Genomic DNA, 15,569 nt, shown 5'->3' on the forward strand with positions numbered 1-15,569 from the left:
TCCCGCCTACGGACCCTTTAAACCCAATGATTCCGGATAACGCTTGGATCCTCCGTATTACCGCGGCTGCTGGCACGGAGTTAGCCGATCCTTATTCGTAGAGTACCGTCAAGCTCCTACACGTAGGAGTGTTTCTTCCTCTATAAAAGCAGTTTACAACCCATAGGGCCGTCTTCCTGCACGCGGCATGGCTGGATCAGGCTCTCGCCCATTGTCCAATATTCCTCACTGCTGCCTCCCGTAGGAGTCTGGTCCGTGTCTCAGTACCAGTGTGGGGGATCTCCCTCTCAGGACCCCTATCTATCGAAGTCTAGGTAAGCCGTTACCTTACCTACTAACTAATAGAACGCATACTCATCTTGTAGCCATAAATGTTTAATTATAAAACAATGCTGTCTAATAATACTATGGGGCATTAATCCAAATTTCTCTGGGCTATTCCCCTCTACAAGGTAGATTGTATACGCGTTACGCACCCGTGCGCCGGTCGTCGGCGGTGCAAGCACCCCGTTACCCCTCGACTTGCATGTGTTAAGCCTGCCGCTAGCGTTCATCCTGAGCCAGGATCAAACTCTTCATCGTTAATTTTTAAATATTGTAACAATTACAAGGTCTGTTTCAAGTATCAAATCTTACGATTCAATACCTACTCAAAATATTCTTCTAGTCTTAATTCTTATCTTTTGGTTTCTTCTGCCGTTCTTGCGAACAACATTGAAACGCGCTGTCAATTCAATATATCAATGAACATATCCCATCCGCTCTTTCGAGCCGTCTTCCCAAAGGGAAGAATTAAATGGACTTATTGTGGAAATAAAAGGAGTTGAACCTCTTTCTTAACTACCCAACCTCGGGATCTCTTTTCAATAACTAATCGTGAACTTTACTACCGCTCAAAGCGGCTGCAAATATACAATGCTTTTTCTTTATCTTCCAAAACTATTTGAAGTTTTTTTTAGATAAATTTTTTAAGAACTTCGTCTCTTAAAACGTACATCATATTCTCACTAATCAAGGAACTTTTTGTGCCGCTAAACGCGGCTGCAAATATACCAACTTTAAATTCATTCCGGCAAACTTATTCTAAACTTTTTTTAAGTTAATTTCTAACCCTAAAAACGCTTGAATCTACCAGTATACAATGAACTTAGCCTCCAAATCAACTACTCGCTGATCGCTTAGCGGGTGCAAATATACGCCCTCTTTTTTCTTTACCACAAGCTTTTCTAGAAGTATTTTTGAAAATAATTTTAATCTTTTCTTAATGGTTTGGTACAACGGGAGTTACTGCAAAAGTTTTTTTCCTCATTAAAAGCTGAAGTGCGCTTTTTTTAAATAAAAGGCATCAGTGATGCCCGCGCGTTAGGGATTGAAGCGGTAGCTCCCAATGGAACTTTGTGGAGTTGGGACTACAAGCATAAAGCCCGGCCCCGAGTTTTGCGAGGGGAAACGCCCAAAGAAATATGAGAAATAACTTTAAACTACCTACCTGCAGTCCATTTATTGGTAAGCTCGTGGAAATTAAAATCCAACAGACTAGGTTGCGGCTCTAATATTTTAGATTGAAAAGAGCGTTGTAGGATATCTTCTATTAAATAGTCTTCTTGATTGGATTCTGGATGATACTCTTCTTTTAACGATATATCGAATAAACTGGCAGTGGAATTATACCAGAAGGCACGCCAACCACTTTTTAGTTCTTTAATAAGACTGTAGGCCGTTACTCCAGTTTGCCTATGGACAAGTTTAACCAGGATCTGACCTTCGGTGTGGGTCAACTTTTTAAGTTCTGCAGAAAATTGATCATCGATATAATTCTGCACTATTTTAGTATACCTCTTTCTATCTCGTTTAGATTTAATTTGATCCAACCTAGATTCCAACTCCAACAAACGTTCTGAAGCTAATTTGGCATAAGGATATACTTTTCGAGTCTTTCTCCTTAATATAAGGTATTTCCTGCGATCCAGATCTGACTTGAATTTTAGTTTACCTAGAATAAGCACCTCATCTAAATCTATTGTTTCACGGACTAGTGTATCACCCACAACAATAAAATACTCCTTTTGTATAGTATCTTGTTCTTGAATAGTGTCTCGCTCTGGATTCTTAGTTTGACTCCATGCATTTAACAGAAGAAAAAAGAAAATATATGTTAGCTTAAATTTCAAATCGCAATCTTTTAATTTTGAATACCATTTACTAAAACCATTCCAAATTTACAATTATTGCACTTGCATAAAATTTTATTCTTATTAAATTCGTACTAAATATTATGTATTCTAGCTCTTTTTAGCTTATACTACGAAGGATACTAGTTTCCAGAAAATTTTTAGAAACGGTAATTTAAAAGAAATAATAAAACAAACTATGACAAAGAAAGATTTGCTTGATGAAAAATCTATGGAGTTCCTTGAGAAATATCTAAACAACGCCTCCCCTACAGGTTACGAATGGGAAGGACAAAAAATTTGGATGGATTATCTAAAACCCTATGTAGATGAATTTATAACCGATACTTATGGTACAGCAGTGGCTGTTATTAATCCTAAAGCTAAATTTAAAGTTGTTATTGAAGGACATGCCGATGAGATCTCATGGTATGTTAATTACATTTCTGATGAAGGCTTTATATATGTAATAAGAAATGGAGGAAGTGATCATCAAATAGCTCCTTCTAAAAGAGTAAATATCCACACCAAGAACGGTATTGTAAAAGGTGTTTTTGGATGGCCTGCAATCCATACCAGAAATAAGGAAAAAGAGGAAACTCCCAAATTGGATAATATCACTATAGATGTTGGTTGTACTACCAAAACAGAGGTTGAAGAATTAGGAGTGCATGTTGGTTGTGTGATCACTTATCCAGACGAATTTTTTATTCTTAATGACAACAAGTTTGTTTGTAGAGCATTAGATAATAGAATGGGTGGTTTCATGATTGCTCAGGTGGCAAAACTTTTAAAGGAGAATAAAAAGAAACTTCCTTTTGGACTTTACATTACTAATTCGGTTCAAGAAGAAATTGGTTTACGTGGAGCCGAAATGATCACTCAGCTTATTAAACCAAATGTGGCAATTGTTACAGATGTAACTCACGATACCACTACCCCAATGATCGATAAGAAAACAAATGGATTTGCGAAAATTGGCGCAGGTCCTGTTATTTCTTATGCGCCTGCTGTTCAAAACAAATTAAGAGAGCTTATAATAAATACGGCTGAAAAAAAGGATATTCCTTTCCAAAGAAGTGCATCTTCTCGTGCTACCGGGACAGATACGGATGCTTTTGCTTATAGCAATGGCGGAGTGCCATCGGCTCTTATTTCTTTGCCTCTACGTTATATGCATACTACCGTAGAAATGGTGCATAGAGACGATGTAGAAAATGTGATTAGATTAATCTATGAAAGTCTTCTAAATATTAAAGACGGTGAAACTTTTAGTTACTTCGACTAAGGATTATTAGTTCTCTAAATCTTTTTAAAACGGTTGCTTCTATTATAAAGAAGCAACCGTTTTTGGTTTATTGAATTTTCACATATAATTATAATCTGTTTGTTTTGAAACCATTTATATTTAAATAAAAAATCAATGACTTTAACAAAAGATGAAATTGATGATCTAATAAATGATCCTGAGGAGGCTGCAAGCATTGCAAACCTCATCTATATCTCTGAAGCTAATCTTAGTGTGACGCGAAAAAAATGTGGTCGCGGCTATACTTATAATAGAAATGGGAAGAAGATCATGACTGGCCGGGAATTAGATAGGTATAAAAGCTTGGTTATTCCGCCAGCATGGAGAAATGTGAGAATATCCCATCTCAAAAACGGACATCTACAAGTAGTTGGTTTGGATGATAAAAGTAGAAAACAATATATGTATCATCCCACTTGGTCTGAATTACGGAATAAAACCAAATTCTTTAAAATGATCACTTTCGGAAATGCATTAACCAAGATCAGAAAAAAGGTAGATGAAGATCTAGATCAATCTATCATGAATGAACGTAAGATCTTAGCTTTGATAATTCGCTTAATGGAAGAAACACATATTAGAGTTGGAAATGAATACTATGCTAAAGAAAACAAGACTTACGGATTAAGCACACTAAGAACCCGACACGTAAAGACTTCTAAAAGCAAGATGAAATTTGAATTCGTTGGGAAAAAAGGCAAGGAACATTCAATTACAATTACCGATAAGAAACTTATAAAACTGGTAAATCAATGTGAAGAAATTCCAGGCTGGGAACTATTTAAATTTTATGATGACAATGGAGAGAAACATACAATTGATAGTGGAATGATAAACAATTATATTCAGGAAATTAGCGGGGAAAGCTTTACAGCAAAAGATTTTAGGACGTGGGCAGCTTCCAAAATATATTTTGACACCTTACATCAAATTGGATATAAGGAAGATGAAAAGGAAAATGCAAAAGCAATATTAAAAGCTATTGATGCTACAGCAGAAGGATTAGGCAATACCAGAGCGGTTTGTAGGAGCTATTATGTGCATCCTTTTATTACTGAAAATTATGAAAATGGAGGAATTGTTCCCTATTTCGAGAAAGTAAAAAATATAGATGAGAAGAATGATATATCTCTTTCCATTTCAGAAAAGGTATTGTTAAATATGATAGGTAAATATCAAATAGAATTAAACGACATATCCCCATAATTTCTATATATAAATCAAGAACCTCGGGGCAAGCCCACGAGGTATGTTCCGATGGTTCGGGAGGAAAATACTTTTAAAAATTCGAGGTAAGCCCGCCTGAATGAAATTCTTTTCGGGCAGGTCTCGGGGAATTAAACCCTCAATGAGGGATTAAAATATATTTGGCTGGCATACTTTTAGCAAGTTGAACTATTCAAAATCAAGTCTGGCATGTCAAAATATTTATATCTAATTATATTAATTTCTACTACTATGATCTCCCAGAACAGAAATTTAGAATGGGCAGAAGAGTTTGATGGAAAAAAGATAGATAGCCATATTTGGAATTTCAAGAAAGGCTTGGGCCATAATAACGAAGAACAATATTATACCTCCAGAGCTAAGAACATTCGAATTGAGGAAGGAATGCTAGTTATTGAAGCAAGAAAAGAAAAATTTAAAGGCTCCAAATACACTTCTGCTAGAATTAATACAATCGGCAACAAAATTTTTAAATATGGTAGAATTGAAATAAGAGCAAAATTATCTGAAGGAAAGGGAACATGGCCAGCAATTTGGATGTTAGGAGAGAACAGGCAACGAGATGGTTACCCTGCATCCGGTGAAATAGATATCATGGAACATGTAGGGAAATCTTCTAGCGAAATTCATGGAGCTATTCACTATCCAGAATTAGATAATAAGAAATTGAATTCTTCAGCAGCAAGTTTTAGAATACCCCTGTCTAAAGATGGTTTCCACACGTATGCTATTGAATGGGACCAGAAAAGCATTAATTATTTTATAGATGAACAGCTGTTTCACTGCTTTACTATTGAAGATGCCGAGAGAGAAGGACGAGAGAATATCTTTCAAAAACCATTTTATCTTATTATAAATTTAGCTCTTGGAGGAAATTGGGCCGGAGAAATAGACGATTCCATTTTTCCAGCCCGTTTTTATGTAGATTATGTAAGGTATTATAAGTAGATAAACTTTGAAACCTATGTATTTCTATGTTTTAAGTAGTCCAAAACGTTGCTTTCTATGCGAGCTTCTATATTAGAAAGATCTGCTTTCTCGAATGGGAAGCCTGTGATCTTCTCATAGAGTTCTATATACCTTTCTGAAACTGTATCTATATAAGCATCACTCATTTCTGGAACCGACTGACCTTCTAAGCCTTGAAAGTTATTTTGAATAAGCCATTGTCTTACAAATTCTTTAGATAATTGCTTCTGGATCTCTCCGTTTTTCTGACGCTCTTCATATCCTTCAGCATAAAAATAACGAGAAGAATCTGGGGTATGAATTTCATCTATCAATACAATTTCTCCATCTGCCGTTTTTCCGAATTCGTATTTAGTATCTACTAAAATTAGCCCTCTGGAAGCAGCAATTTCACTTCCTCTTTGAAATAGTTTGTTAGTATAATCCTCAAGAAACTCATAATCTTCTTTATAAACTATATGTCGCTTTAGGAGCTCTTCTTTTGAAATGTCCTCATCATGATCGCCCATTTCAGCTTTCGTTGCTGGAGTTATAATAGGATGAGGGAATTTATCATTCTCCTTCATTCCATCTGGCATAGGAACTCCGCATAGAATACGTTTTCCTGCTTTGTATTCTCTTGCTGCATGGCCAGATAAATAACCTCGTATTACCATTTCTACCTTAAAAGGCTCGCATTTTTTTCCAACCGCCACATTAGGATCTGGAGTTGCTTCCAACCAATTAGGAACTATATCTTCTGTAGCAGCCATCATTTGCGTTGCAATCTGATTTAAAATCTGCCCTTTGAAAGGAATACCCTTAGGCATTACCACATCAAAAGCAGAAAGCCTATCTGTGGCAACCATAACCAAAAGGTCGTTTTCTAAATGATAAACTTCTCTAACCTTTCCTTTATAAACTTTTTGCTGTCCTGGAAAATTGAAATTGGTGTCTATTATAGTATTCTTCATGAAAATTATAAAACCTCAACAAAGAGATCATTTTATTTTTAAATTGAATTCTGAAATTAGTTTTCAGCATGTTCTATTTTCTTGTAGGCCGCAATGATGCTTTTAACCAGCTTGTGTCTTACAACATCCTTATCATCTAAATAGACCATTCCAATACCTTTGGTATCTTTAAGTACAAGTAATGCTTCTTTTAAACCCGAAACTGTCCTTCTTGGTAAATCTATTTGCCCTGGATCACCCGTGATCATAAATTTTGCGCTTTTCCCCATCCTAGTGAGAAACATCTTCATTTGAGCATGAGTGGTATTTTGCCCTTCGTCTAAGATCACAAAGGCGTTATCTAAAGTTCTCCCACGCATAAATGCTAAAGGAGCTATTTGAATAATTCCTTTTTCTATAAAAACCTCCAATTTTTCATGCGGAATCATATCTCTAAGCGCATCATAAAGAGGTTGCATATAAGGATCTAGTTTCTCTTTAAGATCTCCCGGTAAAAACCCTAGGTTTTCCCCTGCTTCCACAGCAGGTCTGGTTAGAATAATACGTTTTACCTGCTTCTCCTTAAGTGCCTTTACTGCAAGTGCCACGCCCACATAAGTTTTTCCTGTACCTGCGGGACCAATAGCAAAGACCATATCATTCTTCATGGCGAGTTCTACCAACTTTCGTTGATTGGCAGTTTGAGCTTTTATTAGCTTACCTCCCACTCCATGTACTAAAGTTTGTCCGCTCTCTGAAGTGGATGAATAATCTTCTCTTCCATTACTGGAAAGAACACGTTCAATCACATTTTCATCGAGGGTATTGTACTTGACAAAATGATCCATTAACATTGTAAATCGCCTATCAAACTCTTCTAGCATGTCTTCATCTCCATAAACCATGATCTTGTTACCACGAGCAACGATCTTTAATTTTGGATAATACTTTTTGAGAAGTTCAATGTGTTCATTTTGTTGTCCAAAGAAATCTCTTGGACTAATTTCGGAAAGTTCGATAATGAGTTCGTTCAAAAGCAGTAGGTTTAAAGTTAGATTTTTAAATCATTTATAGTTTTTACTAGAGTAACAATGTAAGATTTTACTTGATGAAATTTGTCTATTTTTATATAAAATTAATCAGGATTTGGATGAAATAAATTTATCTTCGCCAATATTACAAACTTACAATAAATAACAAGCTTCACCTTTAAAAAAATATCTACAATTGCCTATGGCTATCATTACTTTAACGACAGATTTTGGGGAAAAAGATCACTTCGCTGGAGCCGTTAAAGGTACTATCTATTCAGAAATGGATGATGTACGTATTGTTGATATTTCACATTCAATCTCTCCTTTTCATATTACAGAAGCATCCTATATTATAAAGAATGCCTACAGATGTTTCCCAAAGGGAAGTATTCATATAATCGGGATCGATTCAGAATTAACTCCGGAAAATAAGCACCTTGCTATTTTACTGGACGATCATTATTTTATATGTGCAAACAATGGTATTCTTTCTTTGATCGCTTCAGAAATCAAGCCTGAAAAGATCGTAGAGATCAATATCCATAACACGGTAGAAACCAATTTTCCTGTTCTGGATGTTTTTGTGAGAGTAGCTTGTCATATCGCTCGCGGAGGCACCTTGGAAGTAATTGGAAAGTCTATAGAAAAAATTAAATATTTAAAAGAGATCGAGCCTTATATAAATTCTGATAAAAATCAGATCGTTGGTCATGTGCTTTATATAGATAATTATGGGAATGTTGTAACCAATATCACAAGGAAAATATTTGTAAATGTTGGGAAAGGCAGAAAGTTCAAGATCACGGCACGAACGGCAAAATTCTCTAATATCTATACCACATATAGTGATGCTATAGATTTTAAACAGGAGAAAGATAAACGCGAAGAAGACGGAAAAAAATTGGCCATCTTCAATTCTGCTGGATATATTGAACTGGCCATTTATAAAAGTAATCCTAGCACTGTAGGAAGTGCCTCTACCCTATTTGGACTAGAGCTTAGGGACACGGTAACCATAAAATTTGAATCTTAGATGTTTGTACGAATAGTAAAAATGGGATTTCAGCCAGAAAAAGTTGAAATCTTTTTAAGCGATTTTAAATCTATAAAAACCAAAGTAAGAGGTTTTGAAGGTTGTCTTTTTTTAGAACTTTACAGAGATAAAAGCAATACAAATCAGTTTTTTACGTATAGTTATTGGGAAAATGAACAAGCTCTAGAGAATTATCGAAATTCAGATCTTTTTAAAGTAGTCTGGAAAAACACCAAACAATATTTCAATCAGAAACCAGAAGCCTGGAGTGTAGACAAATTAGTGAGTCTAGACTAAGAATATAGGTTAGAAAAATAAGCAGCATTGATAGCGATTCTCAACAAAGAAATACGATCCTTTTTTTCGGCTCCAACCGGCTATTTAGTAGTTGGAATGTTTTTGACGCTTTGTAGTCTATTCCTATTTGTTTTTACTGGCTCTTATAATATTTTAGATAATGGATTTGCAGATCTTAAACCATTTTTTGATCTCGCACCCTGGATCTTTCTTTTCTTGATCCCTGCCATCACCATGAAAAGTTTTGCTGAAGAAAAGAAGCAAGGCACCATGGAACTATTGCTTACCAAACCTATTGGCACCTGGAATCTAGTAACTGGGAAATTTTTTGGAGCTTTTATAGTAACCTGTATTGCCATTCTTCCTTCTCTATTATATGTGCTTACAATTTATAAGCTTGGTGATCCATCCGGAAACTTAGACATTGGCGCTACTTTAGGATCTTATTTTGGGCTTTTGCTATTGGCTGCAACCTATACCGCCATAGGTGTGTTTGCTTCAGCTTTTACAAGTAATCAGATCACAGCTTTTATAGTCGCTGTTTTTCTCTGCTTCTTATTATTCTTCGCTTTTGAAGGAGTTGCAGACTTTAAAATATTTGGAGATTCCACTTATGGGATAGAGTATTTAGGAATGAGTTATCATTATAAAAGCATGAGTCGTGGAGTAATAGACACTAGAGATATCATCTATTTTATTAGTCTAATACTCCTGTTTATCTCATTTAGCTATTTCAAGATCTATTCAACAAAAACTAAAACCTAGCTCTTGAAGAATTTGACAAAATATAAATGGATTTTTATAGTGATCTTAGGATTGCTATTTGTGAATATCATTGCCTCCAAAGTTCATTCCAGGTTCGACCTTACTCAGGATCACAGATACACCTTATCTCCTGCTGCTAAAACTATTATAGCTAAAATTGAATCGCCTATAATAATCGATGTTTTCTTAAAAGGAGCTTTTCCACCTGAATTCAGAAGATTACAAAATGAAACCAGGCAATTTCTAGAGGAAATGGCTGCTTATAATTCCAATGTAAAATTCAACTTTATAGATCCATTAGCTGAAGGTGATGATGCGAATGCTGTGGCTCAGGAATTTTATGAATTAGGAATGACGCCTGCACGTATTAGTGTGATGGAAAATGGAAAAGCAAGCGAATCTATTATTTTCCCCTGGGCAATAGCTAATTTTAATAACAAGACTGTAAAGATCCCATTGCTTAAAAATAAGTTGGGAACAACAGATGAGGAGCGCGTAAATAATTCGGTGCAGCAAATGGAATATTCCTTTGCAGATGCCATAGGGCAATTGGTAGAGCCCAAAAAGAAGAAGATCGCCATTATGCGCGGAAATGGAGAGTTGGGAGATGCATATATCGCCGATTTCATAAAAACCATTAGACAGTATTATTTTGTTGCACCATTTACTTTAGATTCTGTTTCCAATTATCCTAACAAAACCCTGGAAGATCTAAAAGAATTCGATCTTATAATTGAAGCTAAACCCACAGAGGCATATTCCGAAAAAGAGAAATTGGTTCTAGATCAATACCTTATGAATGGCGGAAAATCTCTATGGTTGGTGGAGAAAACAGCTATGGAAAATGATAGTTTATTCAATCCACGAGGGAGTGCTTTTGCATTGCCAAGAGATCTCAATTTAAATGACTTCTTCTTCTCTTATGGCTTACGCATTAATCCTGCTTTGGTGAACGATATTTATTCGGCACCCATCGTTCTGGCAAGTGGAAATGGAAATGACACTCAATTTTCTCCTTATCCTTGGTACTACAGTCCGCTAACTACTTCTCCAAACGCACATCCAATAATCAATAATATAGAAGCGGTAAAATTTGAATGGGCCAATCCTATAGATATTTTAGGAAACGACATTAAAAAGACGGTACTCCTGTCTAGTTCTCCTCAATCCAAGATAGAAGGAACTCCACGAGAAATAAGTTTGAATTTATTAAATACTCCCCCAGATCTTTCCACTTATACCGCAGGGGAATTACCAATGGCTGTATTATTGGAAGGAGAATTCAAATCTGTGTACAAGAACAGGGTAAAGCCTTTTGATCTGAATGAGGCTATAGATAATGGAAAACAAACCAAAATGATCGTGATCTCCGATGGGGATGTTATCAAAAATCAGCTTCAGAAAGGGCAGCCTTTAGAGTTAGGCTTCGATCGATTTACAGGAAACACCTACGGAAATAAGGAGTTTTTGCTGAATTCTATAAACTATCTTTTAGACGATTCAGGATTAATAGATATTAGATCTAAAGAAATAAACATCGCTTTTTTGGATTCTAAAAAGACAGCTCAAGAGCGTGAAAAATGGCAAGTTTTAAATCTTGTAATTCCGCTGCTATTTTTGGGAATTGGTGCTTTTATCTTTACCTACTTCAGAAAAAAACGCTATTTAAAAAATTAGACTTTTAGTTCATAACTATTAGTTAAGATTAAATATTAACAAAATTCTATACAATATTTTCAAGAAGCCTTTAATTTCAAGGAGTTGACATAAATAATTTCATTTTTTCTGTTAATAAAATATCACCTATTACACTTCAGTTTTTAAAGGATTAAGATATATTTGTATTGATTAAATAACCGTTAGATCCATGAAATTTATAGTATCCAGTACGTATTTATTAAAACAGCTTCAAATATTAGGAGGCGTTATTAACAATAACAACACCCTTCCTATTTTAGATAACTTTTTATTCCAATTAAAAAAGGACGAATTAACGGTATCTGCTTCCGATCTAGAGACTACTATGTCTTCAAAATTGAAAGTAGAATCAGATTCTGAAGGTTCTATCGCTGTTCCTGCAAGATTGTTATTGGAAACCTTGAAAACGTTCCCAGAACAACCACTTACATTTGTAGTAGAAGATAACAACACCATAGAATTAAGCTCTAACCACGGGAAATATGCCTTGGCGTATGCAAATGGGGAAGAATTCCCAAATGCTGTGGAATTGAGCGATCCTAGCAGTACTATTATTCAAGGAGATGTACTGGCTATGGCTATTAGCAAGACCATTTTTGCGTCTGGAAACGATGATCTTAGACCTGTAATGAGCGGAGTATTCTTTCAATTCTCTACAGAAGGTTTAACTTTTGTAGCTACAGATGCTCACAAATTGGTAAAATATTCCAGAGAAGATGTAACAGCTTCTCAGGCAGCAGAATTTATTATGCCTAAAAAACCTTTGAATCTTTTAAAAGGAATTTTAGCAGGAAGTGAAACCGATGTACTTATTGAATACAATGAGTCTAATGCAAAATTCATTTTTGAAGACACTCAATTGATCTGTAGATTGATCGATGGGAAGTATCCAAATTACGAAGCGGTTATTCCAAAAGAGAATCCGAATAAATTGGTGATAGATAGAAGTCAGTTCTTAAGCTCTGTAAGAAGGGTATCTATTTTCTCTAATAAAACCACACACCAGGTTCGTTTAAAGATCGCTGGTGCCGAGTTAAATATTTCAGCAGAAGATATAGATTATAGCAACAAAGCTGAAGAACGTTTAACTTGTTCTTATCAAGGTGACGATATGCAAATTGGGTTTAACTCTCGTTTTTTAACCGAGATGCTGAATAACCTGAATGCAAATGAAGTTCAGTTAGAAATGAGTTTACCAAACCGCGCCGGGATCTTAACTCCGGTAGATGGATTGGACGAAGGAGAAAAGATCACTATGCTAGTAATGCCGGTAATGTTGAATAGTTAGATAAGTGAAGTGTGAGGAGTGAGGAGTGAAGTGTGAAGTGTGAAAAGTGAAAAAAAATCATAAAAAGTCTGCCTTTGTGGCGGGCTTTTTTAGTTTATTTAAATGTGAACTTTTTCTTTTCGTCATGCTGTCCCGAAGCTTCGAGAGTTTCAGTATCTCAGTAATTTCAGATGAGATCCTGCAATGAATTACCATTGACGTATTTTTCGTTGCCCCAAATAAGAGACCCTGAAACTAGTTCAGGGCGACGATACTGTTTTAACTGCCGTCATGCTGAATTCGTTTCAGCATCTTTCAAACGTCAATTTACTACGCTAGATAATTTTTTTTATCATGGGTCTACCATTGACGTATTTTTCGTTGCCCCAAATAAGAGACCCAGAAACTTGTTACCATTGGCGTAATTCCAAGAATCTGAAATATACTCCCTTTGGTCGGTATTGATTTTTTTAATATTTGAGATTGTTCATTTTTTTGTTTGTCCAAATCCCGATAGCAATCGGGAGAAACAAAAGAAAAGGACACTTTTTTGTAGGTGTGTCCAATTACGCTGCCGCATAATTGGAATAGTACTTCCCCGGCTAAATTTTCTCCAAGCCCGCCTGAACGGAACGGGCAGGGCTTCGAAAATTTTACGCCAGGGAAGTACTACACTTGCAAAAAAGAAGTTTTTAAAAAAATAAATCAGCTAGAAACAATCATACGTCAAAAACCTACGCTAGATAATTTTTTTATCATGGGTCTCAGTATGACGCTTTTCTACTTTTAGAAATTGTTCTTTTAAGTTTAATATAATTCTGAAAAAATTACTTTATAAACTCAATAGAGAGCGGATAGTTAGGTATTTCCCCATTGCTAACCTTAATAGCATTTAATATTGGGAAAAGTATAGCCACGATACCAATACCAATTAACAGAAATATACCTAATCCAAATAATAGGATCAATGGAATACAGAAAATGGAATAAATAAATATACTGATCTGGAAATTAAGGATCATCTTCCCGTGAGCATCCATACCAAAGACCTTGTCTTTTTGAGTGAGCCAAATTACTAAGGGCATTACAAATCCTCCAATTACGGTAACTAGATCGAGTAACTGACTTAAATGCGTTAATACTAATAATTGTTTGTCTTCTCTCATGATGTTTGTTTGATTGATGAATATAACTTATAAGTAGTGAATTTAAGAAATATGTTACAAGCTTAGGATTAAACAAGCTCTCATTTCTTTACTATCTTTGACGCATGATTTTAAACGATACCATAGTAGCTTTAGCTACCCCGTCTGGTGCAGGGGCAATTGCAGTGATACGTGTTTCTGGTCCAGAAGCAATAAATATAGTTTCCCCACTTTTTGCGGCAAAGTCTAGAAAAGAATTAAAAAAGCAGCCTACACATACTCTTCATTTAGGAAATATCATTGACGGAGAACGTATTATAGATGAAGTCTTGGTATCTATATTTCATGGGCCTAAGAGTTATACGGGAGAACATACAATTGAGATCTCGTGTCATGGGAGTCAATATATACAGCAAGAGATCATTCAGTTATTAATTCGGAATGGGAGTCGGTCTGCGGAAGCAGGGGAATTCACCTTAAGAGCTTTCCTTAATGGAAAAATGGATCTAAGTCAGGCGGAAGCGGTTGCAGATCTTATTTCTTCTGAAAATTCTGCGTCTCACCAAATGGCAATGCAGCAAATGCGTGGTGGCTTTTCTAATGAAATTCAGAAGCTGCGTCAGGAACTTTTAAATTTTGCTTCTCTTATAGAACTGGAATTGGATTTTGCAGAAGAAGATGTGGAATTCGCTAATAGAGATGAATTTCAGAATTTGGTAACTCGAATCCAACAAGTGCTAAAAAAACTGATAGATTCCTTTGCAGTTGGAAATGTGCTAAAAAACGGAATTCCTGTTGCTATTGTTGGGGAGCCGAATGTGGGTAAATCTACTTTGCTGAATGCACTGCTAAATGAAGAGCGCGCCATCGTTTCAGAAATTGCAGGAACTACTCGTGATACTATTGAAGATGAAATAAGTATTGGCGGAATAGGTTTCAGATTTATAGATACTGCCGGAATCCGTGAAACTCAGGATGTAATTGAAGGCCTAGGAATAAAAAAGACCTTCGAAAAGATAAGTCAGTCGCAGGTAGTAATTTATCTGCTCAGTGCAGATAAACTTGGTCATGCTGTTCCGATAGATATCGGAATTGTTTCAGCATCTCAAGAATCAGAGACCCCAAAATCTCCCGATGCCTCGGGACAAGGTGAAGTTGCTTTTACAAAAAATATCCAAGTAGAACTTCAAAAGATCCATAATCAGTTTCCACAAAAGCCATTGCTTATTATTGTAAATAAAGTGGATACGCTAGAACCAAAAGAGTTAGAAAATTTACAGCAAGAACTAGAAGTCATCTCTCGAGGTGTTGAGAAATCTCAATACCTGTTGCTATCTGCTAAAACAGGCATGGGTGTAGAAGAACTACAGCAAAAATTATTACAATTCGTGAATACTGGCGAATTAAGGAACAATAATACAATTGTGACCAATAGCAGGCATTATAATGCGTTGCTTAGCGCTTTGGAAGAGATAAACAAGGTACAACAAGGTTTAAATGATAATCTATCAGGAGATCTTATGGCAATAGACATTCGCCAAGCTCTATATCATTTTGGAGAAATCACCGGAGAAATCACCAATGATGATCTGCTAGGTAATATTTTTGCTAACTTCTGTATTGGGAAATAAATAGTAAATCTTATTTGTATTCATTTGATACCAAATGAATACAAATCGTTTTAAACAGGGGCTTAACAGCCCCTTTATTATTTAGCTCATT

The 15,569-nt window shown here is 35.7% G+C and carries 13 protein-coding genes and 1 rRNA gene; 9 read left to right on the top strand and 5 right to left on the bottom strand.

Annotated features, from left to right (window positions below; genetic code table 11):
- Positions 1 to 582: ribosomal RNA gene (locus H033_RS0114285) — 16S ribosomal RNA — on the bottom strand; the annotation flags it as partial.
- A gap of 899 nt (positions 583 to 1,481) precedes the next feature.
- The gene (locus H033_RS0114295) at positions 1,482 to 2,171 is read right to left on the bottom strand and encodes a DUF4294 domain-containing protein (RefSeq protein WP_081661877.1); all 690 of its coding nucleotides are present in this window, start codon (positions 2,169 to 2,171) and stop codon (positions 1,482 to 1,484) included.
- A 199-nt stretch (positions 2,172 to 2,370) separates the two neighbouring features.
- Between H033_RS0114295 and H033_RS0114300 the strand changes: the two genes are divergently transcribed.
- The 3 genes from H033_RS0114300 to H033_RS0114310 all read left to right on the top strand — a co-directional run bounded on the left by H033_RS0114300 (position 2,371) and on the right by H033_RS0114310 (position 5,655).
- Positions 2,371 to 3,459 carry a M42 family metallopeptidase gene (locus tag H033_RS0114300; RefSeq protein ID WP_026838910.1) on the top strand — a complete coding sequence of 363 codons (1,089 nt, stop codon included), beginning with the start codon at positions 2,371 to 2,373 and terminating at the stop codon, positions 3,457 to 3,459.
- Positions 3,460 to 3,594: 135 nt separating this feature from the next.
- On the top strand, positions 3,595 to 4,686 hold the full coding sequence (locus H033_RS0114305; protein WP_026838911.1) for a DNA topoisomerase IB: 1,092 nt from the start codon (positions 3,595 to 3,597) through the stop codon (positions 4,684 to 4,686).
- 210 nt (positions 4,687 to 4,896) lie between these two features.
- Positions 4,897 to 5,655 (top strand): family 16 glycosylhydrolase, encoded by a 759-nt coding sequence (locus tag H033_RS0114310; protein WP_026838912.1) that lies wholly within the window; start codon positions 4,897 to 4,899, stop codon positions 5,653 to 5,655.
- A 14-nt stretch (positions 5,656 to 5,669) separates the two neighbouring features.
- On the opposite strand, the gene H033_RS0114315 is transcribed toward H033_RS0114310, so the two are convergent.
- Entirely contained in the window at positions 5,670 to 6,629 is a 960-nt protein-coding gene (locus H033_RS0114315) for a phosphoribosylaminoimidazolesuccinocarboxamide synthase (protein WP_026838913.1), read from the bottom strand.
- A 56-nt stretch (positions 6,630 to 6,685) separates the two neighbouring features.
- A complete protein-coding gene (locus tag H033_RS0114320; protein WP_026838914.1) occupies positions 6,686 to 7,642 on the bottom strand; it encodes a PhoH family protein in 957 nt (318 codons plus the stop codon).
- A 199-nt stretch (positions 7,643 to 7,841) separates the two neighbouring features.
- Here H033_RS0114320 and H033_RS0114325 point away from each other — a divergent pair, with 199 nt between their 5' ends.
- From H033_RS0114325 to dnaN, 5 genes are all read left to right on the top strand, one after another.
- Entirely contained in the window at positions 7,842 to 8,675 is an 834-nt protein-coding gene (locus H033_RS0114325) for an S-adenosyl-l-methionine hydroxide adenosyltransferase family protein (RefSeq protein WP_026838915.1), read from the top strand.
- Positions 8,676 to 8,972: a putative quinol monooxygenase gene (locus tag H033_RS0114330; protein ID WP_026838916.1), complete on the top strand. Its 297-nt coding sequence runs from the start codon at positions 8,676 to 8,678 to the stop codon at positions 8,970 to 8,972.
- A 27-nt stretch (positions 8,973 to 8,999) separates the two neighbouring features.
- Positions 9,000 to 9,737, top strand: coding sequence for a gliding motility-associated ABC transporter permease subunit GldF (gene gldF, locus H033_RS0114335; RefSeq protein WP_026838917.1), 738 nt, complete (start codon positions 9,000 to 9,002; stop codon positions 9,735 to 9,737).
- 3 nt (positions 9,738 to 9,740) lie between these two features.
- A complete protein-coding gene (gene gldG, locus H033_RS0114340; RefSeq protein WP_026838918.1) occupies positions 9,741 to 11,414 on the top strand; it encodes a gliding motility-associated ABC transporter substrate-binding protein GldG in 1,674 nt (557 codons plus the stop codon).
- A gap of 190 nt (positions 11,415 to 11,604) precedes the next feature.
- Positions 11,605 to 12,723, top strand: a complete 1,119-nt coding sequence (gene dnaN, locus H033_RS0114345) for a DNA polymerase III subunit beta (RefSeq protein ID WP_026838919.1) — start codon at positions 11,605 to 11,607, stop codon at positions 12,721 to 12,723.
- Between the two features lie 806 nt (positions 12,724 to 13,529).
- Here the strand turns inward: dnaN and H033_RS0114350 are convergent.
- The gene (locus H033_RS0114350; protein ID WP_026838920.1) at positions 13,530 to 13,868 is read right to left on the bottom strand and encodes a DUF4870 domain-containing protein; all 339 of its coding nucleotides are present in this window, start codon (positions 13,866 to 13,868) and stop codon (positions 13,530 to 13,532) included.
- Between the two features lie 104 nt (positions 13,869 to 13,972).
- Here H033_RS0114350 and mnmE point away from each other — a divergent pair, with 104 nt between their 5' ends.
- Complete coding sequence (mnmE, locus tag H033_RS0114355; protein ID WP_026838921.1) at positions 13,973 to 15,478, top strand: tRNA uridine-5-carboxymethylaminomethyl(34) synthesis GTPase MnmE; 1,506 nt, start codon at positions 13,973 to 13,975, stop codon at positions 15,476 to 15,478.
- Positions 15,479 to 15,569: the final 91 nt, after the last annotated feature.

This window comes from Gillisia sp. JM1, from assembly GCF_000424645.1.
Lineage (GTDB): Bacteria > Bacteroidota > Bacteroidia > Flavobacteriales > Flavobacteriaceae > Gillisia.